Source organism: Kineothrix alysoides (assembly GCF_000732725.1).
Classification (GTDB): Bacteria; Bacillota; Clostridia; order Lachnospirales; family Lachnospiraceae; genus Kineothrix; species Kineothrix alysoides.
On record NZ_JPNB01000001.1, the window covers coordinates 1,359,961 to 1,385,396 of the forward strand.

At 44.0% G+C, this 25,436-nt stretch carries 19 protein-coding genes; all 19 read left to right on the plus strand.

Annotation, left to right across the window (positions count from 1 at the left end):
* Window positions 1–173 precede the first annotated feature (173 nt).
* Window positions 174–2,105 (plus strand): hypothetical protein, encoded by a 1,932-nt coding sequence (locus CC90_RS0106415; protein WP_031389969.1) that lies wholly within the window; start codon window positions 174–176, stop codon window positions 2,103–2,105.
* A 33-nt stretch (window positions 2,106–2,138) separates the two neighbouring features.
* Complete coding sequence (locus CC90_RS0106420; protein ID WP_051869310.1) at window positions 2,139–2,714, plus strand: DUF5662 family protein; 576 nt, start codon at window positions 2,139–2,141, stop codon at window positions 2,712–2,714.
* A gap of 66 nt (window positions 2,715–2,780) precedes the next feature.
* A complete protein-coding gene (locus CC90_RS22180; protein ID WP_035315206.1) occupies window positions 2,781–3,119 on the plus strand; it encodes a hypothetical protein in 339 nt (112 codons plus the stop codon).
* A gap of 308 nt (window positions 3,120–3,427) precedes the next feature.
* Complete coding sequence (locus CC90_RS0106430) at window positions 3,428–4,132, plus strand: LytR/AlgR family response regulator transcription factor (RefSeq protein WP_031389971.1); 705 nt, start codon at window positions 3,428–3,430, stop codon at window positions 4,130–4,132.
* A gap of 11 nt (window positions 4,133–4,143) precedes the next feature.
* Window positions 4,144–5,502, plus strand: a complete 1,359-nt coding sequence (locus CC90_RS0106435; protein ID WP_031389972.1) for a sensor histidine kinase — start codon at window positions 4,144–4,146, stop codon at window positions 5,500–5,502.
* Window positions 5,503–6,102: 600 nt separating this feature from the next.
* On the plus strand, window positions 6,103–7,107 hold the full coding sequence (trpS, locus tag CC90_RS0106445) for a tryptophan--tRNA ligase (protein WP_031389974.1): 1,005 nt from the start codon (window positions 6,103–6,105) through the stop codon (window positions 7,105–7,107).
* 13 nt (window positions 7,108–7,120) lie between these two features.
* Complete coding sequence (locus CC90_RS0106450) at window positions 7,121–7,873, plus strand: hypothetical protein (RefSeq protein ID WP_031389975.1); 753 nt, start codon at window positions 7,121–7,123, stop codon at window positions 7,871–7,873.
* A 12-nt stretch (window positions 7,874–7,885) separates the two neighbouring features.
* Window positions 7,886–10,105: an ATP-binding protein gene (locus CC90_RS22975; RefSeq protein ID WP_051869311.1), complete on the plus strand. Its 2,220-nt coding sequence runs from the start codon at window positions 7,886–7,888 to the stop codon at window positions 10,103–10,105.
* 9 nt (window positions 10,106–10,114) lie between these two features.
* A complete protein-coding gene (gene miaB / locus CC90_RS0106460) occupies window positions 10,115–11,527 on the plus strand; it encodes a tRNA (N6-isopentenyl adenosine(37)-C2)-methylthiotransferase MiaB (protein ID WP_051869312.1) in 1,413 nt (470 codons plus the stop codon).
* Window positions 11,528–11,684: 157 nt separating this feature from the next.
* Window positions 11,685–14,330, plus strand: coding sequence for a DNA mismatch repair protein MutS (gene mutS, locus CC90_RS0106465; RefSeq protein ID WP_031389978.1), 2,646 nt, complete (start codon window positions 11,685–11,687; stop codon window positions 14,328–14,330).
* Window positions 14,331–14,360: 30 nt separating this feature from the next.
* Window positions 14,361–16,490 (plus strand): DNA mismatch repair endonuclease MutL, encoded by a 2,130-nt coding sequence (gene mutL, locus CC90_RS0106470; protein ID WP_031389979.1) that lies wholly within the window; start codon window positions 14,361–14,363, stop codon window positions 16,488–16,490.
* Window positions 16,491–16,530: 40 nt separating this feature from the next.
* On the plus strand, window positions 16,531–17,475 hold the full coding sequence (miaA, locus tag CC90_RS0106475) for a tRNA (adenosine(37)-N6)-dimethylallyltransferase MiaA (RefSeq protein ID WP_031389980.1): 945 nt from the start codon (window positions 16,531–16,533) through the stop codon (window positions 17,473–17,475).
* A 3-nt stretch (window positions 17,476–17,478) separates the two neighbouring features.
* Entirely contained in the window at window positions 17,479–18,909 is a 1,431-nt protein-coding gene (locus tag CC90_RS0106480) for a methionine gamma-lyase family protein (protein WP_081905894.1), read from the plus strand.
* A 147-nt stretch (window positions 18,910–19,056) separates the two neighbouring features.
* Window positions 19,057–19,296 carry a DUF4321 domain-containing protein gene (locus CC90_RS0106485; protein WP_031389982.1) on the plus strand — a complete coding sequence of 80 codons (240 nt, stop codon included), beginning with the start codon at window positions 19,057–19,059 and terminating at the stop codon, window positions 19,294–19,296.
* A gap of 71 nt (window positions 19,297–19,367) precedes the next feature.
* Window positions 19,368–20,069, plus strand: a complete 702-nt coding sequence (gene radC / locus CC90_RS0106490) for a RadC family protein (protein ID WP_031389983.1) — start codon at window positions 19,368–19,370, stop codon at window positions 20,067–20,069.
* A gap of 16 nt (window positions 20,070–20,085) precedes the next feature.
* On the plus strand, window positions 20,086–21,096 hold the full coding sequence (gene mreB, locus CC90_RS0106495) for a rod shape-determining protein (protein ID WP_031389984.1): 1,011 nt from the start codon (window positions 20,086–20,088) through the stop codon (window positions 21,094–21,096).
* Entirely contained in the window at window positions 21,093–21,959 is an 867-nt protein-coding gene (mreC, locus tag CC90_RS0106500; RefSeq protein ID WP_031389985.1) for a rod shape-determining protein MreC, read from the plus strand. Before mreB ends, mreC begins: the two co-directional genes overlap by 4 nt.
* Window positions 21,960–21,995: 36 nt before the next feature.
* Window positions 21,996–22,514 carry a rod shape-determining protein MreD gene (gene mreD, locus CC90_RS0106505; RefSeq protein ID WP_031389986.1) on the plus strand — a complete coding sequence of 173 codons (519 nt, stop codon included), beginning with the start codon at window positions 21,996–21,998 and terminating at the stop codon, window positions 22,512–22,514.
* A complete protein-coding gene (locus CC90_RS0106510; RefSeq protein ID WP_031389987.1) occupies window positions 22,495–25,389 on the plus strand; it encodes a penicillin-binding transpeptidase domain-containing protein in 2,895 nt (964 codons plus the stop codon). Before mreD ends, CC90_RS0106510 begins: the two co-directional genes overlap by 20 nt.
* The last annotated feature ends 47 nt before the right edge of the window (window positions 25,390–25,436 follow it).

Below are 25,436 nucleotides of genomic sequence, written 5' to 3' on the forward strand. Positions count from 1 at the left end.
CCCCTACCGGTAGTTGTTTTACTAGTCATGTTCCTATTGTACTAGCGAGTCGAACAATAATCAATAATTTTTCTCTATTTTTACACATAAAAAAATTTTTATGGTATACTTTAGAGGCAATGCAGTAGAAATATGCGAGAAATGACTGCGGATATCAACGGATGGAGGAGAACATGTATACAATCGACAACAAGACAATCGGCAGGCCATATCCGTTAGGTGTGACAACAGAGCATAATCATACTTATTTTTCGGTGGTCATGAAGAAAGGCAAGGACTGCGGCGTCATATTATATGATAGGAAGACGAAAGAATTAAGCAGGCTTCCTTTTGATGAGCGAGGTAAGTTCGGCTCCATTTTCAGCATGAGAATCGAGAATTTGGATATCGAAAGATATGAATATAATTTCTATGACGGAGAGTACATTTTTACAGATCCTTATGCAAAAGTGATTTACGGGCATGAGAAATGGGGAAAGTACGGTGACCATATAAGAGGAGGCTTTCTTCGCAGCGGCTATGATTGGGAGGGAGATAAGCCCTTAAAATACCCTTATGAAAACAGTATTTTATATTGCCTCAATGTAAGAGCCTTTACGAAGCATAGATCCTCGGGGATAACTCATAAGGGAACCTATCGGGGAATCATAGAGAAGATTCCCCATTTGAAAGAACTCGGAATCACGGCTGTGGAATTGATGCCTTCCTATGAGTTCGACGAAACGGAAAGTCGGAGTCTTCCTCCCGTTAAGGGATCCATGGAGGAGACGGTAAAGAACAAGTTCGTCCCGCCGCAGGAGGGTGAGAAGAAGGAAAAGAAATACAATTGCTGGGGATATATAGAGGGCTTTTATTTTGCTCCTAAGGCTGCCTTCAGTTTTGATGAGGATGCAGTTCTGGAGTTTAAGGATATGGTAAAGGAGCTGCACAGAAACGGCATCGAAGTAATTATGCAGTTTTATTTTCCGGGTACGGTGAAGCAGGGAGTGATGTTAGATGCATTAAGATATTGGGTGCTGGAATACCATATCGACGGTATCCATCTGAAGGGAGAAAGTATTCCGGCCCGCGCGGTCGCTTCGGAACCGCTCTTTACGGAAACTAAATTATTCTACGACCATTTTCCTTATGAAGAAATATATGGAGAGGAAGAGATACCTGAATTCCGTAATCTGGCATCCTATAATGATGATTATATGTATACGGCCCGCCGTTTCCTTAAGGGGGATGACAATATGCTGGGATATTTTCTGGAATTACAGCGTAAAAATCCTCCTCGCCACGGTGTAATAAATTATGTGACCAATTATTACGGCTTTACGCTATCGGATATGGTTTGTTATGAGAAGAAACGCAATGAGGAAAATGGGGAGGGCGGAAGGGACGGCAATGATCATAACTTTACATGGAACTGCGGAACGGAAGGTGTGACAAGGAAAAAAGGTATGCTTAAGTTACGGGAAAGACAGGTGAAGAACGTGCTTGTTATGCTTTTCACTTCCCAGGGAACGCCTCTTATATACAGCGGTGATGAATTTGGAAATACCCGGTATGGAAATAATAACCCCTATTGTCAGGACAACGATATCGGTTTTGTGAAATGGAACAGCGCCGGTCCCTGGCAGAGCATTTTTTTCTGCATGAAAGGGTTGATTGCCCTTAAGAAGGCACATCCGGTACTTCGAAATAAACAGGAACTGAAGATTCTTGATTATATCGGCTGCGGCTATCCTGATGTTTCTTATCACGGAGAGGAGGCGTGGCGTCCCGAACTCAGCGGCTACAGCCGCTACGCCGGAATTATGTACTGCGGCTGCTATGGCAAGCTAGATAAAAAAGAGGATGACAATTTCTTTTATATCGCGTATAATATGCACTGGCTTCCTCATGATTTTGCGCTTCCCAAGCTTCCCAAGGGTATGGAATGGCAGCTTCTTGCGGATACGGGAAGGGACGGCGGGGATATGTTTTTGCCGGAGCCTTTCGTTGAAGAGGGAGAACAGCCGGGAGTGACAGTAAAGCCACGTACGGTTCATATTTATATTTCAAAACAGAAGAAAGGACAGAAGCCTGAAAAAAGACAATATGTGAGGACTGCGTTTTAGTCGGATATAGACAGCCTTTTGCAGGTAAACAATATGAAAATCTGGAAACATTTTAAAACCATTACTTATCATAAATATCTCGTGATGAAGGGCTGCTTTAAGGTAGGACTTTATTGGCAGGGACTGACGCACGATCTGTCCAAATACAGTCCTGCGGAATTTTTAGTTGGTGCAAAGTACTATCAGGGCGACAGAAGCCCGAATAACGCAGAGAGAGAAGACATCGGTTATTCCAGCGCATGGCTGCATCACAAAGGAAGGAACAAACATCATTACGAGTACTGGCTGGATTACAGCACAAAGAATATTGTCGGCGGTATGGCTCCGGCGCCTATGCCGGATCGCTATATCGTAGAAATGCTTATGGATCGTATCGCCGCCTGCAAGGTGTACCGGAAGGGCAGCTATACGGACCAGGCTCCCTTGGAGTATTACCTTTGGGGCAAAGATCCGGCTCCTCTTCATGAGAAGACGAAGGAGCTGTTAGAAAGGCTTTTGCATATGCTGGCGAAGGAAGGTGAGAAGAAGACCTTCTCCTATATAAAAAAAGAGGTACTCCGCAAGCGCGGATATGCGTCTTCAGTGGAATCGCAGCAAAGAAACGGATAAGAAAAATAAGTAACCCTTTATGAGATGTCACATAAGATAAAGCATATCATAAAGGAGTTGAAAAATATGAATTGTCTTATTTTATTAATTTTACTTTTTTGCTGCGGCAATAATGATATAGGCTGCGGCAATAATTCTGGCTGCGGAAATAATTCAGGTTGTGGGAATAACTCGGGCTGCGGAAACAATTCAGGCTGGGGCGGCAACTCAGGCTGTCGAAATAACAACACATGCGGATGCAGTACACCGGATAAGGATCAAGGAACCGGCGGCCGCAGTTCAAGACCTGATCAAAGATGTGACAACAGACAGATGATGAATGAATCTTATGTCGATGACGGACGCAGAGACAGAGGTTTCAATACGTTTCCTTCACCGGGGAATACATGTGGATATGAAGAATAATATTGTGCAATAAAAATAAGATAAAAAATCCGGGGCGGTGTCTCGGATTTTTATTTTTTCTGTAACAGGAAAGTACTCCTATTACAGAAAGATGGATGCGCAGCTACATGCGCGGAACAAAAGCTGTGCTGCCGAAGTGCTTGTTGGAGAGAGTGTGAAGCATAGTTTTTATTTATACATATGCTTGGGTATTTTACAATTATTTGTTGTGAAATTGGCATAAGTACATGAAAAATCGTTTATGAACTTGTCAATATAGAAGAATAGCTGTAAAATATTTCCAATAAATGGAAGTAGGGTGGCACGGAATGCTGATGATAAAAATAGGTATTTGTGACGATGAAGAACTGGTAACGGACATTCTTCAGAGAATAATCGAAGAATGCTTGCAAGAAATCGGGCAGCACTATGAAATACATACGTTTCTGTCGGGACGTGCACTGCTTGAGAAAGTACAAGAACTGGATGTGGTTTTTCTGGATGTGCTTATGCCGGATATGAACGGGTACGAAACCGGTAAGCAAATAAATAAGCTGAATCCCGGCTGTCGTATTATTATGGCGACGGGAGAAATCGAGTATTTCGAGGAAGCTTTTAAGATAAATGCAGTTTGGTATTTGCGGAAGCCTTTCTATAAAGAAGGGATTATGGAGGCTTTGACGAGAGTGATTCATTTGTCCTTGGGGATGAACGTCGTAGAGTTGTATAAGGAGCGGAACAAATACCGCATTCTTCAAAAGAATATAAAATATGTGCGAGCGTATAACAGTTATACCGAGTATTTTGTGGGAAATGAAATATTCAGAAAAGAAGTTTCCTTAAAAGGAGCGGAATATGAACTCGATATGCGTTTATTTTTCAGAATTGATAAGAAATATATCGTAAATATCTCTTGGATAGATGCATATAAAGATGAAAAAATATGGATAGACGGAAATGAATTCATCCTTTCTCGAAGGAGAAAGAGCACCTTTTATAAAGAGTATTTGCTGTATCAATCGGAATATACATGAGGATAAATGAAATGAAGATAGTTTGCCTGCTGTTGATCGTTTTTATTACGGAACTGTTTAAATATGGAATATGGTTCCGTGGCATGTATTCCTTAAAAATAAAAAGAACATGGGTTGGGGCGGCGGCAATAATAGGCTTTGCGGCGTCCATATTGCTTGGGGCGGTGGACGAGAATACATTGCTGCTATTGTGGTGTGCTGTTTCTATCATAGTATATATACTTATTTTGGATTGTGATAAAGGGGAGAAGGCACTGAATATTTTCAGGGCAGGCTTTTTAATAATATGTATGGGAGAAATAGTAGGGGGCGTTACTTCACCCTTTTCGGCAAGACAAGATATTTCCCGTGCTGAAGAAAAAATTATATATTTGATTAATAATAGTATAGTAATTGCATTAATCAGCATAGCGGCTGTAATAAAGAGAAAACTAAAATTACCGGATAATGAAAAGTGGAAAAAGGGTTATAGATTTATAATATATGTTTCTGTTTTTGTTATGGGAATGGCTATTTTTTTAACCATTGCCGGATTTCAAGCGATTGCCAGATACACTCCTAATGAAAAGATTATCTTGTTCTCAAAGGTTATATCTATTATTTCTTTTGTAAGTGTTGCATGTCTTATTATGATTATGATTTATATTGATAATGAAAATAAGAAAATAAAGAAGTATCGGGAAACGGATGCTTTGCTTTTGGAAACACAAAGAAACTTATATAATGCTATGCTGGCCAAAAACGAGGAGACAAGACGGTTTCGTCACGATATGCAAGGCCATCTCATATGCCTGAACGGGTTGGCTCATAGCGGAGATATTTCCAAGGTGATGGATTATGTGGCAGGAATGGAAGGTCAGCTTCTTGAAATTAAGAACATAACTTATTCGGTTGGAAATGATATTATTGACGCAATACTTAATTATTATATTTCTCTGCTTGATAAAGAAGTTAAGGTTGACGTGAACGGAAGATGTCCTGCTAATATGAAAATAAATGCGGTAGAGCTTTGCACTATCGTGTCAAATCCTATTCAAAATGCGGTGGAGGCGTTAAATAAAACGGAATGCTGTAATCGCTATTTAAAAATAAATATTACCAATAACAATAATTATATGAAGTTCGAGGTAATAAATAGTATGCCTGAGTCAGATAAAAAAGTAATGTTAATAAATGGGCTGCTGACTACGACCAAAGCGGATAAGGAAAATCACGGTATCGGAATAAGAAACGTGAAAGAAACCGTGGAAAAGAACAGGGGAGATTTTAGAATAAACGTTGGGAATGGTGAATTTGTAGTGAAAGTAACGATGCCATATGACGAATGCCTATTGCCGGAAACCAAGATTGTGAACGGAATCAATCATTAAATCAAAAAGGATAAACAGAGTACCCAATAAAACGATAAATGTACCAATAGCGTAGTTATGCGACCGTTAAAAGAGAAATGGTTGAAAGTACCAATACCCATGTGATATTTTGTTGAAAAGTGGGGTGTGGCATGATACAACATTAAGTGTGTTCGGTAACTTCTTGAATCGGTATTAGGTGGGGGAATTAATTTACATAAGAGCTTGCAGGATTTTACTGGAATGGGATCAAACGAGAACTTTCCAGGGGGTCCATTTTCGTCGATATATATTCCTTGGAGAAATGCAGACATCATTGAGAAGGCAAAAGGGGAATTATATATATGCGTTATTGAGCGAATTAATATCGACGAAAAATCCGGTCCCAGTGAAATAAACAAGCATTTTATGAGTCGCGGTCTTCGGTGTCCAATGGGACGCATGGGGGCGGTGTTTTTTTGTGTCCAAAGCCTATGGATCGTTGGTATTATAAACTGTGATTATAAATTCCTGGCTTCGCCTGCCCTTACCTTGACGAAATGGAATACCAATGCTAAACTTATTACATTCAAAAATGTAATATTCAAAAATGTTACATTCTAAAATTCGGAGGCAATCATCATGATAGACGGCAAAAAGATACTTTTCAGCGGAATGCAGGCAACGGGAACCTTGACTCTCGGAAATTATTTGGGAGCCCTTAAAAACTGGGTAACCTTAAGCGACGAGTACGAATGCTTTTATTCCGTTGTAGACTTACATTCCATAACGGTCAGACAAGATCCTGCTGAGCTTAGAAAAAGGGCAAGAAATTTACTGACTTTATACATTGCGGCAGGCCTCGATCCTAAGAAAAACTGTATTTATTATCAGTCACATGTATCAGGCCATGCAGAGCTTTCGTGGATATTAAATTGTTTTACCTATATGGGTGAACTTAGCCGCATGACGCAGTTTAAGGATAAAGCATCAAAACATGCGGACAATATCAACGCCGGACTTTTTACTTATCCGGTGCTTATGGCTGCAGACATTCTTTTATATCAGGCTGACGTAGTTCCCGTAGGCAAAGACCAGCTTCAGCATCTGGAAATTACAAGAGATATCGCTCAGCGGTTTAATTCTGTATACGGCGATGTGTTTACGGTGCCGGAGCCTTATATCGGCAAAGCCGGAGCGAAGATCATGAGCTTGCAGGATCCGGAGAAAAAGATGTCGAAATCGGATGAAAATCCTAATGCCAGCATTTATCTCATGGATGATCCGGACACGATTATCCGCAAGTTCAAGCGGGCTGTGACAGATTCTGAGGGGGCCGTAAGGTACCTGGAGGAACAGCCGGGAATTAAGAACCTGATCGATATTTATTGTTCCTGCACCGGAAAGACTCCAGAGGAGACGGAGACGGAGTTCGACGGCAAGGGATATGGCGATTTCAAGCTGGCTGTAGGAGAATCCGTAGTAGGTGTGCTAAAGCCCGTTCAGGATCGTTTCGCAGAGTTGATTCAGGATAAGTCCTATATCGACGGCGTTATCAAAGAAAATGCGGATAAGGCCGGTTACTATGCGACGAAGACCTTGCGCAAGGTTCAGAAAAAGGTTGGTTTTCCTGAGAGAATAAAGTAAAGTTAAGTAAAATATGAATATGAATGAAAAACGTTTTGAAGAAGCTAAAAGTAAAATCGTAGGTATACAGAGAAACCGAGAGGGAATCGGCACTTTGCAGGAAAAGACCGTACATGCGGTGCTTAAGAATTATTATGCGCCGGATGTAGCGACGCATGAAGTTTCCCTCCACAATTACGTGGCGGATATTTATACGGGAAATGAAATCATCGAGATTCAAAACGGCAACTTTTACAAAATCCGCACGAAGCTTGAGGTATTTCTTGAAGAGCATCCGGTTACCGTGGTTTATCCCATTCCTCATACGAAATGGCTTATATGGATCGATGAAACCACCGGGGAGCTTTCGAAGAAAAGAAAAAGTCCGGTGACGGGAAGCGCATATCTGGCCTTCAAGGAGTTATATAGGATTAAGCCATATCTGAAAAATACGAATCTAAAATTTTGCTTTCCGCTGATGGATGTGGAGGAATACCGGTTGTTAAACGGCTGGAGCAGGGATAAGAAAAAGGGGTCTTGCCGCTATGACCGAATTCCGGTGGCTCTTTTCGATGAAGTGGTCATCGAAAGGAGGGAGGATTATCTTCAATTTCTTCCTTATGAGCTCCCGGAGGAATTCACTTCGGCTGATTTGGCAAAAAGTGCAAAGATTCCATCACAAACGGCTAATCTTGTTTTGAACATTCTTCATTTTATGGAGGTGGTGGAGCGGATTGGTAAAAGCAGCCGTTCCTATTTATATAGGATCGCAAAAGACTTGGGCTAAAGAGGAAAAAGCATGGGGAATATATTGGTTACATTTCAGCTATTAGGTTCATTCGTAGCGTTTGCGCTAATCATACTTGTTTATAGAGCAAAGTCCTCCGAGCCGCAGAAGGTGCTTTTAGCAGGAACGATTTTTGTATATATCAATATGCTCGGGTATTATTTCGAATTGACTTCAAAGACGGTTGAGACCGCGATTCTCGGTATTAAGATGGAGTATATCGGGAACACTCTCGGTTCTTTGCTGTTCATTTTCTTTGTGTGCATTTACAGCCCGCAGAAGAGTTACCGTTTTTGGAAAATTTTTTATCTGATCAACAATTTGTTCATCTTATTTCTTGTTCTGACCTATCCCAATCATACGTTATATTATAAGGGCTTAAGTATGCGCATCGGAGGAGGCATTACTTATGTGGATATGGAATACGGCATTTTTTATTACTGGTGGGTTATTTCATCCAGCGTATTAGGGCTGCTGGTAGTCTACATAGCGAGCTGTGCCTATATGGGCTATAAGAGTAAGAATCATCCGGAATATGCATGGATCATTGCGGCTTCCTCTATCTCCACGCTGTCTTGGCCTTTGAACATATTTCATGTGTTCGGAGATTATGACATCGGACCGATGACGCTTCTTCTTACCACGGCCTGCCTTACCATCATTACCTCTAAGTACCGCATGTTCGACACTGTGGCTACTGCCAAGAACCAGCTCATAGATGAACTGGAAGACGGCATCATCGTCTATGACGGTGATGAGCGGCTGGCCTACTATAACATCGGGGCGCTGCTGGTATTCCCTGAGCTTGAAAAAAGTTGGCCGAAAGAAGACGCCAAGGAACAGTTAGAAGCGTTCCTTTTAAAAAACGAGGATGGGTTCTTGCGTGACGGCCGTTACTATCAGTGGAAGAGAAAGGCTATGTTCGACGGCAAGAAACGGCTTTTGGGCGAAATTATCCGCATCGTTGATTATACTGAAACTTACGAGCATACCAACAAGCTTCTGGAGCTGAAAAATGATGCGGAAAAAGCGAACAGAGCGAAGAGTATGTTTTTAACGAATATGAGCCACGAAATACGTACGCCGCTCAATGCCATCGTGGGCATGGACGAGCTTATTTTACGGGAGAACGCTTCGGAGAGTATAAACGAATACGCCGGAAATATAAGGGAAGCGGGGAGGGTTCTTCTAGCACTCATCAACGATGTACTGGATATTTCCAAGATAGAATCGGGCAAATTGGATGTAAAGGCGGACCAGTACGAAATGAGTTCCCTGCTTTATAATGTCTTCACCATGATTTCCATGAAGGCGGAGGAAAAGGGGCTGGTCTTTCGCATGGAAATCGACGAGACACTTCCCAACTGCCTTTTCGGAGACGAAATGAGGTTAAAGCAATGTTTGGTAAATTTGCTGACCAATTCAGTCAAGTATACAAAAAAAGGTAAAGTCATCTTTAAGGTTTCATGGAAGCCTATAAGTGAAGAGGAGCTTACGCTTCAAATCGCGGTATCGGATACCGGTATCGGTATTAAGCAAAGTGATTTGGGCAGGATATTCGAATCATTTGAACGTGTGGATTATCCCAAGAATAAGGGAATCGAGGGCTCCGGCCTGGGGCTTAACATTACGAAGGAACTGGTGAGTCTTATGGGAGGATGCCTGGACGTAGAAAGCGTTTATGGCGAGGGCAGTACTTTTCACTTTGAGATTCCACAGGGAATACCGAATAAGCTTCAAGCTTCTGCGCCTATCGGGAAGCTTAAACTGCAAAATGTAAACAATACATCTCCCCACAAGTCTTCTTATATATTTACGGCACCCGAAGCGAGGGCTCTTGTTGTAGACGACAACGCCGTTAATATTGCCGTAGTGCGAGGGCTTTTGAAAAAATGCAAAATTCAGACGGAGGATGCGCTCAGCGGACCGGAATGTCTGGACAAAGTGAGTAAAAGTCATTATGATATAATACTGATGGACCATATGATGCCGGGAATGGACGGAATCGAGACCTTTAAAAAAATCAGGCAGATGAAGAACGGCAAATGTGAAAATGTTCCCTGCATAGCGCTGACGGCTAATGCCGTGGCAGGCTCTAAGGACCAATATCTGGCGGCGGGCTTTACGGATTATTTATCCAAGCCCATCAACATTGATGAGTTGTATCGCCAGCTCATGGAATACCTTCCGGCATCCATGATAATCCGTCAGAAGGAAGAAGAAGAGGAGTAAGGATTTTTTATGACAACACAAACAGAAACTGCCCGTCAGTTTTTCTTTATCGAAAAAGCAAAGGAGCATGTAGATGAACTGGCGAAGAAGCTGGGCCGCAGACCTGTCTGTAATGTAACGACCTTCGGCTGTCAGATGAATGCCAGAGATTCGGAAAAGCTGGCAGGTATATTGGAGCAAGTAGGCTACGAGCTGATAGAGTCTGAGGATGCGGACCTCGTAATCTACAATACATGTACAGTCAGAGATAATGCCAACCAAAGAGTATATGGCAGACTGGGCTTCCTAAACAGCATGAAGCAGAAAAAGCCCCATATGAAAATCGCCCTCTGCGGCTGCATGATGCAGGAGGACACAGTCATTGAAAAGATTAAAAAGAGCTACCGGTTCGTGGATTTGATTTTCGGCACCCACAATATCTTTAAATTTGCCGAGCTTTTATGTACCATGTTCGAATCTGAGGATATGGTAATCGATATATGGAAGGATACCGATCAGATTGTTGAAGATTTGCCGGTAGAGCGTAAATACTCATTCAAATCGGGGATCAACATTATGTTTGGCTGCAACAATTTTTGCAGCTACTGCATCGTACCGTATGTGAGAGGGCGTGAACGCAGCCGCAGTCCCAGGGACATCATAAAGGAAATAGAAAGCCTTGCGGCGGACGGTGTGGTTGAAATCATGCTGTTGGGACAGAATGTAAACTCTTACGGCAAGACGTTAGAGGAGCCCATGAGCTTTGCAGACCTTTTGCGTGAGGTGGAAAAGATAGAAGGGATCGAGAGAATCCGTTTTATGACCTCTCATCCGAAGGATCTGTCGGAGGATCTGATTCAGGTCATGAAGGAATCGAAGAAGATATGCCGTCACCTTCATCTGCCGCTGCAATCCGGCTCTACCCGTATCCTGGATGCTATGAACCGTCACTACACCAAGGAGCAGTACCTTGCCATTGCAGAGAGAATCCGGAAGGAAATTCCTGATATGTCTATTACTACGGATATCATCGTAGGTTTTCCCGGCGAGACCCTCGAGGATGTAGAGGAAACTATTGACGTTGTAAAGAGGGTGCAATACGACAACGCATTTACCTTTATCTATTCCAAGCGGACCGGAACCCCGGCTGCGTCCATGGATAATCAGGTATCACAGGAAGTGGTGAAGGAAGGCTTTGACAAGCTTCTGAAGGTGGTTCAGGATACGGCGAAAGAGCGTACCAGGCTTTTGGAGGGACAGATCCAGACTGCTCTCGTGGAAGAGGTGAACGAGCAGAATGATGCTTTCGTTACCGGAAGGCTTTCCAACAACACCATCGTCCACTTTCCAGGAGATGCTTCCCTTATCGGCAAGATAGTGAAGGTAGAGCTGAAGGAATGCCATGGCTTTTATTATGCCGGAGAGATGCTGCAGGAAGCATAAAGTGTATTTGCGGCTGAATGCAATCCGTATTTAAAAATGATAGATACTATCAATAGCGGTCGATTTACAACCCCTACATTTTGTGGTATATTATAAACGGGTGTACATATGGAGTATACCCGTTTATTCAATGATAGAAGAACAGAGGAGAGGAACAGTGGCAGAATTAACTCCTATGATGCAGCAATATATGGAAACGAAGAAAGAATACAAAGACTGTATTCTTTTTTACCGACTCGGTGATTTTTATGAGATGTTTTTCGAGGACGCGCTGACTGCATCGAAAGAGCTGGAAATCACATTGACCGGAAAGAACTGCGGGCAAGAGGAACGCGCGCCGATGTGCGGCATTCCTTATCATGCGGTGGACGGATATTTGAATAAGCTGGTTTCCAAGGGATATAAGGTGGCTATCTGTGAGCAGATGGAGGACCCGAAGTTCGCAAAGGGACTTGTGAAACGCGAGGTAGTCCGCATCGTTACGCCGGGTACGAATTTGAATATGCAGGCGTTAGAAGAGACGCAGAATAATTATTTGATGTGCATTTCGTATTTTCCGGGAAAGATAGGAATTTCCATCGCCGATGTGACTACCGGTGACTATTACCTGACTGAGGTGGAGGACTTGCGCAGGCTTTCCGATGAGATCAATAAATATATGCCTTCCGAAATTATTTGCAATGATGCTTTTTTAGTAAGCGGCGCCGATGTGGAGGATTTGAAGAACAGGCTGGGCATTACCGTATATCCGCTGGAATCCCATTACTTTGACGACGAGGGATGTAAGAAATGCCTGATGCGGCATTTCCGTGTTCAGGTCCTGACGGGACTGGGCATCGAAGACTTTCCAGTGGGAATGATAGCGGCGGGAGCGCTTTTGCAGTATCTTTATGAGACACAGAGAACCTCCCTGGCTCATTTTACTCATTTGTATCCCTACCTTACGAGCAAATATATGCTTTTGGACAGCTCCACCAGACGAAATCTGGAGCTGACCGAGACTCTGAGGGAAAAGCAGAAGAGAGGTTCCCTTTTGTGGGTGCTGGATAAGACGAAGACAGCCATGGGAGCGAGAACGCTTAGAAGCTATATCGAACAGCCTTTGATTGATGCTGAAAGCATTGCCGCGCGCCAGGATGCTATAGGGGTACTATGCGAGAACGCAGTATCCAGAGATGAAATCAGAGAATATTTAAATCCCATTTATGATTTGGAGAGACTTCTTGGCAAGGTCAGCTATAAAACGGCCAACCCCAGAGATTTGATCGCTTTTCGTAACTCCCTCGAAATGCTGCCTCATATAAAGACCGTTCTGCGGGATATGGACAGCCGCCTTTTGCACAGTATCGACAAGGATATCGACGGTTTGGAAGATATTTGCGGTCTCATAGAAAATGCAATCGTGGACGAACCTCCCATCGCCATAAAGGAAGGCGGTATTATAAAGGAGGGCTTCGACGAGACGATAGACAGCTTGCGAAACGCTAAGACAGAAGGCAAAAACTGGCTTGCAAAGCTGGAAAACGAAGATAAAGAGCGAACAGGAATCAAAAATCTGCGCATCAAATACAACAAGGTATTCGGCTATTATTTCGAGGTGACCAATTCTTACGCAGGGATGGTGCCCGACGATTACATAAGAAAGCAGACGCTTTCCAATGCCGAGAGGTACACTACGCCCAGGCTGAAGGAGCTGGAGGATACGATTTTAAATGCCGAGGATAAATTATTCGCTTTGGAATATGATATATTCTGCAAGGTGAGAGATTCCATTGCAGAAGAAATCGAGAGAATCCAGAAAACAGCAAAGGCGGTGGCTGCGCTGGACGTATTCGCATCCCTTTCGCTGACTGCGGAACGAAATCAGTATATACGACCGAAAATAAACGAAAAGGGCATTATAGACATTAAGGATGGCAGACATCCGGTAGTGGAGAAGATGATAGTCAATGACATGTTCATCTCCAACGATACCTATCTGGATAACAATAAGAACTGCATTTCTGTTATTACAGGGCCGAATATGGCGGGAAAATCCACCTATATGAGGCAGGCGGCTCTTATTGTGCTGATGGCGCAAATCGGAAGCTTTGTACCTGCATCCGCGGCGAACATCGGAATTGTGGACCGGATTTTCACTAGAGTAGGTGCCTCCGACGATTTGGCCAGCGGGCAAAGCACCTTCATGGTGGAGATGAACGAGGTGGCTAATATTTTGCGAAACGCTACGCCTAACAGTCTATTGGTGCTGGATGAAATCGGCAGAGGAACATCCACCTTCGATGGACTCAGCATCGCATGGGCGGTAATTGAGCATATCAGCAATCGGAAGTATCTTGGAGCGAAGACTCTTTTTGCCACTCATTACCATGAGCTGACCGAATTAGAGGGAAAAATGAGCAACGTGAACAATTACTGCATTGCCGTGAAGGAAAAAGGAGATGATATCGTCTTTCTCCGTAAAATTATAAAGGGTGGGGCGGATAAGAGCTACGGCATTCAGGTCGCGAAGCTGGCAGGCGTTCCCGACATGGTAATCGACAGAGCAAAAGAAATTGTGGAGCAGCTCAGCGACAACGACATTATGGAAAAGGTGCAGAGTATTGCAATCGATAATAAAACGGATAAAAAGACGGCGAAGAAATATGACGAGGTAGACTTGGAACAAATTTCCCTGTTCGATACGGTAAGCGATGACGATGTGCTTAAGGAATTGAAAGAGGTAGATGTGACCAATCTGACACCTTTAGATGCGCTGAATACTTTGTACCGTTTGCAGAACAAGCTAAAGAACCGCTGGTAAAGGCAGGAAGGCACGGAAAGGGGAGAAATCATGGCACAGATAAACGTACTAAGCAAGGACACGATTGATAAAATAGCTGCCGGCGAGGTAGTGGAACGACCGGCCAGTGTGGTGAAGGAGCTTCTGGAAAATGCCATAGATGCAGGAGCTTCAGTAGTCACGGTAGAAATCAAGGAGGGCGGCATCTCATTGATCCGTGTGACGGATAACGGCTGCGGCATCGATAAGAGCGAGGTTTCAAAAGCCTTTCTAAGACATGCTACCAGCAAAATTAATTCGGTGGAAGATTTAATGCACATCGCAAGCCTCGGCTTTCGCGGGGAAGCGCTGTCCAGTATCGCTGCCGTATCAAAACTGGAATTGATTACGAAGACAAAGGATGAGCTTACCGGGATACGCTATGCGATAGAGGGCGGTTGGGAAAAAGAGTCCGAAGAGATAGGCGCTCCGAACGGTACGACGATTCTCGTGAGAAATCTTTTCTTCAATACTCCCGTGCGGAAAAAGTTCTTAAAGCAGCCACAGACGGAAGGCAGTTATGTTTCCGATTTGATGGAGCATATGGCGCTGTCCAATCCCGGAGTTTCCTTCAAATACATCAATAACGGGCAAACGCGTTTTTACACCTCGGGAAATGGCAATTTGCAGGAAATTATCTATCGCATTTACGGCAAGGATATTTCTTCATCGCTCATTCCCGTGGATATTTCAGAAAACGGCATTCATATGTCAGGATTTATAGGAAAACCGGAAATCAACAGAGCGAACCGCAGCTTTGAAATATACTTTGTGAACGGCCGCTTTATAAAGAGCGGAATAATCGGCAAAGCGATCGAAGAGGGCTATAAAAAATATGTAATGCAGCATAAGTTTCCTTTCGTAGTCCTTCACCTTCAAATCGATTCTCAGGAAATGGATGTGAACGTACATCCTACCAAAATGGAGGTCAGATTCACGAATCAGATGAAGCTCTATGATTTCATTTCCGAGCATATTATAAGGAGTCTACATGAAACGGAGCTGATTCCGGCCGTCATATTGGAAGAACGAAAAAAGGAAGCGCCGGAAATAATCCCTTCGGGTATGATTCCTGAGCCTTTTGAATCGAGGCGCTTGCATAGCGATAGGGGAGAGGGCTCTGTCAATGCAGGAAGGCATATGAATGCGGAAAACTATAGTAATGCGGAAAGCCGTGTAAGCGTTGGAAACCCTATGAGCGTAGGAAGCTCCGCGAATAAGGAAGCGTCTGTAAGAGAAAAAGCTTTTATGGAGAAAGAAAACTTTGTGAGAGAAGAGAACACTTACGGAGAGACGAGTGAAAAAAACACAGCCACAGAAAGCGATTTTTTTGTCGAAAACCGAATTTTGCCGAAAAAAGAAGAAACCCAGCAGATGGTGGATAAAATGAAGGATGTCCTGCAAAACCCCCTTGTCGGTCGTATAATAGGAACGGAAAACCGTTCGGATATTCAAGACAATGCAAAGACTCATGCAAATATTATAAAAGCTGGCGAGCATATATTTGTCGAAAAACCGACACAGCTTAATTTATTCGAAGAAAAAATGCTGACTGAAGAAGCCAGGGCTCAGTACCGTATCATGGGGCAGATATTCGATACCTACTGGCTTGTATCTTTTTCTGATAAGCTGTTTATCATTGACCAGCATGCTGCTCATGAAAAGGTGAAATATGAGAAGTTCATAAAGGAGCTGGAGGAACGTCAGGTGCAATCTCAGCTTTTGGAGCCTCCCGTTATCGTAACCTTATCGGGCAGGGAGGAAAGTATTCTGAAAGAATATGAGGAGTCTTTTACGGATATGGGGTTTGAAATAGAGCTTTTCGGCGGCAATGAGTATGCCATCAGGAGCGTCCCTGCAGAGTTGTACGGCTGCAGTGAAAGTAAGTTTTTCACTGAAATGCTGGATGAGCTGGCAGAGGGAGTGCCGAAGGGGACCCCCGCCGTTGTGAATAGGAGAATCGCAACCATGGCATGTAAGGCGGCTGTAAAGGGAAATATGTCCTTTAGCATGATGGAAATGGAGGCTCTGATCGATGAACTGCTGGTCTTGGAGGATCCTTATCACTGTCCTCATGGAAGACCTACCATCATATCTATGAGCAAATATGAGTTAGAGAAAAAATTTAAAAGAATTGTCTGATACTTAAAATGAGTAAAATACATTTATGGGGAAATCGCTTATGGCAGATGCAAAAAAACCTCTCATTATTTTGACAGGTCCCACCGCTGTGGGAAAAACAGCGCTATCCATCGAGTTGGCGAAAAAAGTGGGCGGAGAGATTATCTCCGCCGATTCCATGCAGGTATATAGACGTATGGACGTGGGCTCTGCAAAAATACGCACGGAGGAAATGCGGGGAATTCCCCATCATATGGTGGACATTTTAGATCCGGAGGAAGAGTTTAATGTAGTGCTATTCCAAAAACACGTGAAGGAGTGCATGAAGGATATTTATGAACGAGGAAGAGTTCCTCTTTTGGTAGGCGGGACCGGATTTTATATCCAGTCGATTCTTTATGATATCGAATTTACGGACAATGAGGAAAATGCTGCATATCGAAGGGAATTGGAAGCACTTGCAGAGGAAAAAGGAAGTATTTTTCTTCATGAGATGCTTGAGAAAGTGGATAAAGGGGCGGCTGATGCCATTCATGAAAATAATGTAAAGCGTGTTATCCGTGCTTTGGAATTTCATATGCTTACCGGAGAGAAAATATCGGAGCATAATGAGGAGCAAAGAGAGAAGGAGTCTGCTTATTCTTCCCGTTATTTTGTCTTGAATGACTTAAGACACATTCTCTATGAGAAAATAGATGAACGTGTTGATAAGATGCTTCAAGAAGGTCTGGTGGAAGAAGTGGACCGCCTGAAAAAAGAAGGCTGCACCAAGGATATGGTATCCATGCAAGGCCTCGGGTACAAGGAAATATTGAGTTATCTGTCGGGAGAAATCGATTTGGAAAGAGCAGTTTACCTGATTAAGAGGGATACGAGGCATTTTGCCAAGAGACAACTCACCTGGTTCCGACGGGAAAAAGACGTTATCTGGGTAAATAAAGACGAATTTGCCTATAACGACAAAGCGATTCTGGATTATATGCTGATGAAATGCAAGGAGATATAAAAAATGTCTGAAAATATAGAACTACCTAAGAATAATGTACTTCAAAGCAATGATGTTCTTGAAAGTAATGATACTCTTAAAAGTAATGATACTTTTAAAAGCAGCGATATCCTTAACCGCAAAGAACTATCCGGCAATAAAGAAATTTATAGGACCCTCGGCATATCTGAGGAAGTATATTCTTTCGGGGAAAAAGTATGGGAAGAGCTGTCCGGGCGTTTTGCAGAAATTGACCGTATTGCGGAATACAATCAGCTAAAGGTACTAAGTGCCATGCAGGAGGCGAAGGTAAGTGAGGCTTGCCTGCTTGGAACGACGGGATACGGATATAATGATTTGGGAAGAGATACGCTGGAGACGGTGTATGCCAAGCTGTTCCATGCACAGGATGCATTGGTGCGCCCTCAGATTACCTGCGGGACTCACGCGCTGGCGTTAGCGCTCATGAGCAATCTGCGCCCGGGAGAGGAGCTTCTTTCCCCGGTGGGAAAGCCTTATGATACCTTGGAAGAGGTCATCGGTATCCGTCCTTCCAGGGGATCTCTGGCAGAATATGGAGTTTCCTATAAACAGGTGGATTTGCTTCCTGACGGGACCTTCGACTATGAAAACATTAAAAAGGCAATAAATGATAGGACGAAACTTGTTACAATACAGCGCTCCAAGGGATATCAGACGAGGCCAACCCTTTCGGTAGAACGGATCGGGGAGCTGATTTCTTTTATCAAGAATATCAGGTCGGATGTCATCTGCATGGTAGATAATTGCTACGGAGAATTCGTGGAGACTATAGAACCCTCCGACGTCGGAGCAGATATGGTGATCGGTTCCCTTATTAAGAACCCGGGAGGCGGCTTAGCACCTACAGGAGGTTATATTGCAGGAAAAAGGGAGTGCGTGGAAAATGCGGCATGCCGTCTTACCTCTCCGGGACTTTCCAAGGAGGTGGGAGCCTCCCTCGGTATTCTTCCTTCCTTTTACCAGGGACTTTTTCTCGCGCCTACGGTTACGGCAAGCGCTTTGAAGGGAGCCGTTTTTTCAGCGAATCTTTACGAGCGCATAGGCTTTTGTGTTGTGCCGGATGGTTCCGAGAGCCGTCACGATATCATTCAGGCGGTTACCTTCGGTTCACCGGAGGGTGTGATTTCCTTTTGCAAGGGTATCCAGAGCGCCGCTCCGGTGGACAGCTTCGTAACGCCCGAGCCATGGGATATGCCGGGCTATGACAGCCAGGTGATTATGGCGGCGGGAGCCTTCGTATCCGGCTCCTCCATCGAGTTGTCCGCGGACGGACCGATCAAGCATCCCTATGCGGTATACTTTCAGGGAGGGCTTACATGGCCCCATGCGAAATTCGGTATACTGAAAACTATACAGCAGCTCGTGGATGACGGGGTAATTTCAGTAGAAAAAATAATTCAGGAAACAATTTGATATTTCATTTGGAATTTTGTCGTATTTCGTAAATAAATAAATTTATTTAAAGAAAAGTTAAGAAAAAAATATTGGAATTTTATGTACATGAAAAGCGATGTGTGATATTATGAATATTAGTTATGCTATTAAATATGGAGGCATTATATGCGAAAGAAAAATAACTGGACGTGCTTTCTGCTAATCCTCGCAGGTATTGTCCTCGGCGGGTTCATCGGAAGCCTTTTCCCTGATTCATGGGTTAATTTCGGACAGACCTTTGGCCTTACCAGTCCTTTTATCTTAGATTTGGGAATACTGAGCGTCACCTTTGGCCTCACGATAAGGATAACGATAGGAAGTATCATCGGTATTTTTGCCGCCATCGTTATTTACCGCTTTATATAGGCTTACGAGTGTATCTTACTCATTCTTATCTTTTCCTTTTGCCCGGAGAGCGCTTGGGAAAGAAGTGTTTTATGAACGGTAATCGTCTGTTGCAGATAACAGGTACAAACGCGGAATTGCCCTATGAAAAGTTTATGCGCTTGGGCGCTTGTGCCCTGACGGAAGCAGAGCTTCTCGCCATAATTATTCGAACAGGCACTGCGGACAACTCCCCGGTGGAACTTGGGAAACAAGTGTTGGCCCTTCCTTCTGTCAAGGAAAATGGGCTGTGCGGGCTTCATCACGTAACGGTGAAGGAGCTTATGAGTATTAAAGGAATCGGCGAAGTGAAAGCGGTAAAGATAAAATGCCTTGCAGAGCTTTCCATGCGCATGGCCATGTCCAGAGCCGGAGGTAAGCTGCAATTTTTAGATCCATCCTCCGTTGCCGAATATTACATGGAGAAGCTAAGACACGAGAAGAAGGAAAAGGTAGTTTTACTCCTTTTGGATAACCGGTCCTGCCTTTTGGAGGAATGCCTTTTATCCATTGGTACGGTGAATACTTCCCTGCTTTCTCCAAGAGAGGTATTTTTAGCAGCACTGAAGGCAGAGGCCGTCCATATCATGCTTCTGCACAATCATCCCAGCGGAGATCCCGCCCCTAGCAGGCAGGATGTTCTCATTACGGATAAAGTGAAGAAGATTGGCAGCATGATCGATATCGCTTTGCTGGACCACATCATCATCGGAGATAACAAATATATGAGCTTCAAAGAAGCCGGTTTACTATAGAAAGGGGTTTGTCGCTTTGGGAAACAACGCATTCGGTATTGACTTGGGAACGAGCAATATCAAAATTTACAACAAGGGCGATGACAATGTCATAACAGAAAAAAATATGATTGCCATCGAGAATAAGAACACACTTTTTGCTTACGGAAATTCTGCTTTTGAAATGTATGAGAAGGCGCCTGCCAATATCCATATTTCCTATCCGCTTAGCAACGGCGTGATTGCCGACATTAAAAATATGCAGACTTTGATAAAGTACTTTATTGGAGATTTGGTAAAAGGAAATGTAAAGCCCGCGGATTATTACATCGCGGTGCCCACCGACGTTACGGAAGTGGAAAAGAGAGCTTTTTACGATTTGATTAAGGATGCTAACGTGAAATCACGAAAGATTATGGTAGTGGAGAAAGCGGTAGCCGACGGATTGGGCATGGATATTGACGTAAAGAATTCACAGGGTGTCCTCGTGGTGAATGTAGGATATGATACGACGGAAATCTCCATACTTTCTTTGGGAGGAATCGTTCTCAGCCGACTGATTAAGGTAGGCGGACAGAAATTTGACGATGCTATCCGCGCGGCGATACGCCGCGAATTCAGCCTGATTATCGGCGGAAAGACAGCAGAAAATGTAAAGATTGCCTTAAGGGATTTGGAAAAGGCGCAGAGGGACGCAGTAGTATACGGCAGAGACATCGTTACCGGACTTCCGGTGGAGCGTGAGATCCCTACCGCCCTTGTGGACGAATCCTTGAAGGAAAACTTTAATACGATTATCGATAATGTAAAAGTTATTTTGGAAAGAACCCCCCCCGAACTCGCAGCGGATATTTATAAACACGGGATCTATCTGACCGGAGGTGCTTCGCAGGTAAGCCATTTGGCCGAGCTTATGAGCAACGGCACAGGACTTAAGGTTCAGGTCTCCGAAAATCCTATGACGAGTGTAGCGATGGGACTTGCAAAAATCATTAAAGAAGATAATTATAAATCGGTAGCATATGCGATTGAAGGAATGAGCAAATGAGTCCAATCATAAAAAAAAGAGGAGAGAAGTTTACGTTACCAAGTAAATATCTCCTTTTTATTTTAACAATTCTCTGTGCGGGAACTATTATCCTCACATTCAATACGAATATTTTCAGCGGCCCCTTTAATACAGCAGTGGGCTATGTCATTGTGCCTTTCGAGCAGGGAATCAGCTCTGTGGGCAAATGGCTGTCCAACCGCTCCGAGGAGCTTCAGCAGATCAGGGAACTGCTTAGCGAGAACGCAGAACTAAGATCCCAAATCGATCAGCTTACCATCGACAATACGGAACTTCAGCAGGATAGGTACGAGCTGACCAATTTAAGGGAGCTGTACAAGCTGGGCTCCCAATATGAAGGTTATGAGAAAATCGGAGCCAGAATCATTGCGAGAGATGCGGGTAACTGGTTCCATTCCTTCGTCATCGACAAGGGAGAGCAGGACGGCATTGCGGTGGACATGAACGTGATGGCGGCGGGCGGACTGGTAGGGCGTATCGTGGATGTAGGACCTAATTGGGCTAAGGTGTCCTCGATTATCGCGGACAATTCCAATGTAAGCGGGCAGGTGCTCGCCACAGCGGACAACCTGATCGTATCCGGAGATTTGGAGCTGTATGCGGATGGTGTAATTCGCTTCGAGCAGCTTGTGGACAGTGCAGACAAGGTGGTAGAAGGTGATAAGATCGTTACCTCCAACATAAGCGATAAATATCTGCCTAACATTTTAATCGGTTATATCAGCACGCTGAATGTTGATTCTAATAATATTACGAAATCAGGCCTTCTCACTCCAGCTGTGGACTTCGAGCATTTGGAGGAAGTCCTTGTCATATTGGAACAGAAGCAGACAGTAGATTAGCGTGCACTTTTAAAGACGAAGAAAGGAGATGAGCACATGAAAAGAACGATAGTGATGGCGTTATTGATTTTCGTCTGTTTTTTGCTGCAATGTACGGTATTCCCGTCTCTGGCTTTCGGCGGAATCGTGCCCAATCTTTTGATCGTGCTTACCGCATCCTTCGGCTTTATGAGAGGGGAGCGCAGCGGGCTTTTCATCGGATTTTTCAGCGGGCTTTTCATCGATGTGTTCTTCGGGGAAGTAATCGGCTTCTACGCCCTGCTCTATATGTATATTGGATATACTAACGGGAAATTCAACCGTATTTTTTACCCGGAGGATATAAAGCTTCCGATTGCGCTCATTATCGGAAGCGACTTATTTTACGGTCTGATTTGTTACACCCTGCTGTTTTTAATGCGAGCAAGGTTCAATATCGGTTATTATTTCAGGCATATAATACTCCCTGAAATCGTTTATACGATTGTTATTACGATTGTCCTATATCCTGTAATACTTTGGATAAACCGCAAATTGGAAACCAGTGAGAAAAGAGGTGCGAAGAAATTTGTTTAGCCGCTTTCAACATCTAAAAGAAAACTTACTGAATGCTGTAAATATACGTTTACTCATACTTTCTTCCTTATTCATCGCGCTGGGTGCATTGATGATATACCGTGTCTTCGATCTTCAAATCGTAAAGGGCGAAAACTATCTGAACGATTTCAGGCTTAAGACAACAAAGACCAGAACCCTTGCCAGTACGCGGGGGAATATCTATGACAGAAACGGAAATTATCTCGCCTATAATGAGCTGGCTTACAATGTGACCATCGAAGATGTCTATGAGTCCGGAAAAACAAAGAATGCTAACTTAAACGATACAATTTATCGGCTGATTCAGATGATCGAGAAAAACGGAGACAGCGTAGTCAACGATTTCAACATTATTCTCGACAACGACGGCAATTATGCTTTTACGGTAGAAGACAGACAGCTTATGCGTTTTCTCGCAGATATTTACGGCTATACCACTATCGATGAGATGATGGAAAAGGGGTATAAGCACGCGACGAAGACTGCGGCGGAGGTAGTAGACGATCTGTGCAAGACCGACCGCTTCGGAATCGGAACGTATGCGGACCCTGACGACAGCAAGTCCTTTGTGCCCGGAATGGGATATACGAAGGAAGAGATATTAAAGCTTCTGACGATTCGTTATGCGCTGAGCACTAACAGCTTTCAGAAATACATCGCGACTACGGTAGCCTATAATGTAAGTGAAGAGACGGTGGCTGTGGTCATGGAGAACACCGGCGAACTGGATGGCGTGGACGTGGCCGAGGATACGGTAAGAAAGTACGTGGATAGTGTTTACTTCTCCCAGATTATCGGTTACACGGGTAAAGTGTCGCAAGAGGAGCTTAATGTTCTGCAGGAGCAGAACAGCAAGTATGATTTGAACGATACCGTGGGAAAATCTGGTATTGAATATTCCATGGAAGCACAGCTTCAGGGGACTAAGGGCTCTGAGGACGTAGTGGTGGATAACATGGGAAAGGTCATAGAGACCAGCAATCGTCTGGAACCTATTGCAGGCAACGATTTGTTTCTTACGATCGATAAGGATTTGCAGGAGACGATTTACGATATTCTGGAATCCAAGCTAGCCAGCATACTTCTTACGAAGATACGTAATATCAAGGAATATAAGCCGGGAGAAAACTCCTCCAGCAGCGATATTCTCATACCCATCGATGACGTATATTTTGCTTTACTCAACAATAATATCATCGATATGAACAACTTTTCAGGCAAGGGCGCAGGAGAAAATGAAAAGGCAGTATATGAGAGCTTCCTCGTTAAGAAGGAAGTTGTGATGAATACGTTGCGGCAGGAGCTTACGGAGACGAAGACACCGTATGAAAATCTGTCCTTGGAATATCAGGTTTATGAAAGCTTTATCACTTCAATGCTGAATTCCAATTCCGTAATCATGGAGTCCGAAATTGATAAATCGGATTCCACGTATAAAGCATGGGTCACGGATGAGGTCATCAGCTTAAACGAGTACCTCAACTATGTGATTTCCAAGAACTGGGTGGATGTGACAAAGCTTGACTTGGGTAGTCAATATTCTAATTCTGATGAAATATATGCTCAGCTTTTAGAATATATTTTCAAAAATATCGATAACAATTCGGGTTTCAATAAAAAGATATATAAATATATGATACGCAATAACGATATTTCCGGAAGGCAGATTTGCAGCATTCTGCTGGAGCAGAAGCTGGTAGAGGTAGGGGAAGAGGAGCTGGAGCGGTTTAATTCGGGCCATCTTTCACCTTATGATTTCATGTTAAACCGCATAGGAAATCTGGATATTACCCCGGCCCAATTAGCCCTCGATCCCCACAGCGCGTCGTCAGTGGTGACGGATGTAAATACCGGAGAGGTGCTGGCCCTCGTTTCCTATCCCGGATACGATAACAATCGAATGGCAAACGGAGTGGACGCGGACTATTTCTCGTCTTTGTTAAACGACTTATCCACGCCGATGATCAATTATGCCACCTACCAAAAGACGGCTCCCGGTTCTACTTTTAAAATGGTGACAGCCACCGCCGGCCTTATGGAAGGTGTCATAAATACCTCCAGCACCATCGTATGTACGGGCACCTTCGACAAAATCGACCCTCCTCCTCATTGCTGGATATGGCCGAGAGGCAGCCACGGAGCCTTGACCGTCTCGGGAGGCATTCGGAATTCTTGTAACAGCTTTTTCTATGAGGTGGGCTATAGGCTGGGAACCTTGGGAGACAGATACGTTCCCGACATAGGCCTCCAAAAGCTGACACAATATGCCGATCTATACGGTCTGACAGAGACCTCCGGGGTAGAAATAGAGGAGTCCCAGCCGCAGGTATCCGATGAGGATGCGGTTCGCTCCGCCATCGGACAAGGTACGAACAACTATACCACTGTCGGACTTGCGCGATACGTTACAACAGTCGCAAACAGCGGAACGTGTTATAATTTAACATTATTGGATAAATTGACGGATCACAATAAAAATACTTTGGAGGATTATTCTGCCGAGGTGCGCAATACCATCGATATGGATGCATCCTACTGGGACAGCATTCATTCCGGCATGCGCGCGGTTGTTGAGGCTAAGAGCTATTACAGCGGCTTGGGTGTAAATGTTGCCGGAAAGACCGGTACCGCGCAGGAAAGCAAGAGCCGCCCTAACCATGCTTTGTTCGTATGCTATGCTCCTTATGAGAATCCTGAAATCGCTATTGCGACGAGAGTGGCCAACGGATATACGTCGGATTATGCGGCGCAGATAGCGAAAGATGTCATCCAGTATTACTATGATCTGGTGGACGAAGAAGACATAACGGGTACTGCCGAGGCCCTTACCGGCGGCAGCATCAATACGGATTAATCAAAAAGGAATGTGTTTTGGCGCCGGGAAAACGGCGCCAAAGCGGA

Bases quoted from the DNA above. Each gene is read 5' to 3' on its own strand.
- CC90_RS0106415 (WP_031389969.1), top strand. From the start codon at position 174: ATGTATACAATCGACAACAAGACAATCGGCAGGCCATATCCGTTAGGT.
- CC90_RS0106420 (WP_051869310.1), top strand. From the start codon at position 2,139: ATGAAAATCTGGAAACATTTTAAAACCATTACTTATCATAAATATCTC.
- CC90_RS22180 (WP_035315206.1), top strand. From the start codon at position 2,781: ATGAATTGTCTTATTTTATTAATTTTACTTTTTTGCTGCGGCAATAAT.
- CC90_RS0106430 (WP_031389971.1), top strand. From the start codon at position 3,428: ATGCTGATGATAAAAATAGGTATTTGTGACGATGAAGAACTGGTAACG.
- CC90_RS0106435 (WP_031389972.1), top strand. From the start codon at position 4,144: ATGAAGATAGTTTGCCTGCTGTTGATCGTTTTTATTACGGAACTGTTT.
- trpS (WP_031389974.1), top strand. From the start codon at position 6,103: ATGATAGACGGCAAAAAGATACTTTTCAGCGGAATGCAGGCAACGGGA.
- CC90_RS0106450 (WP_031389975.1), top strand. From the start codon at position 7,121: ATGAATATGAATGAAAAACGTTTTGAAGAAGCTAAAAGTAAAATCGTA.
- CC90_RS22975 (WP_051869311.1), top strand. From the start codon at position 7,886: ATGGGGAATATATTGGTTACATTTCAGCTATTAGGTTCATTCGTAGCG.
- miaB (WP_051869312.1), top strand. From the start codon at position 10,115: ATGACAACACAAACAGAAACTGCCCGTCAGTTTTTCTTTATCGAAAAA.
- mutL (WP_031389979.1), top strand. From the start codon at position 14,361: ATGGCACAGATAAACGTACTAAGCAAGGACACGATTGATAAAATAGCT.
- miaA (WP_031389980.1), top strand. From the start codon at position 16,531: ATGGCAGATGCAAAAAAACCTCTCATTATTTTGACAGGTCCCACCGCT.
- CC90_RS0106480 (WP_081905894.1), top strand. From the start codon at position 17,479: ATGTCTGAAAATATAGAACTACCTAAGAATAATGTACTTCAAAGCAAT.
- CC90_RS0106485 (WP_031389982.1), top strand. From the start codon at position 19,057: ATGCGAAAGAAAAATAACTGGACGTGCTTTCTGCTAATCCTCGCAGGT.
- radC (WP_031389983.1), top strand. From the start codon at position 19,368: ATGAACGGTAATCGTCTGTTGCAGATAACAGGTACAAACGCGGAATTG.
- mreC (WP_031389985.1), top strand. From the start codon at position 21,093: ATGAGTCCAATCATAAAAAAAAGAGGAGAGAAGTTTACGTTACCAAGT.
- mreD (WP_031389986.1), top strand. From the start codon at position 21,996: ATGAAAAGAACGATAGTGATGGCGTTATTGATTTTCGTCTGTTTTTTG.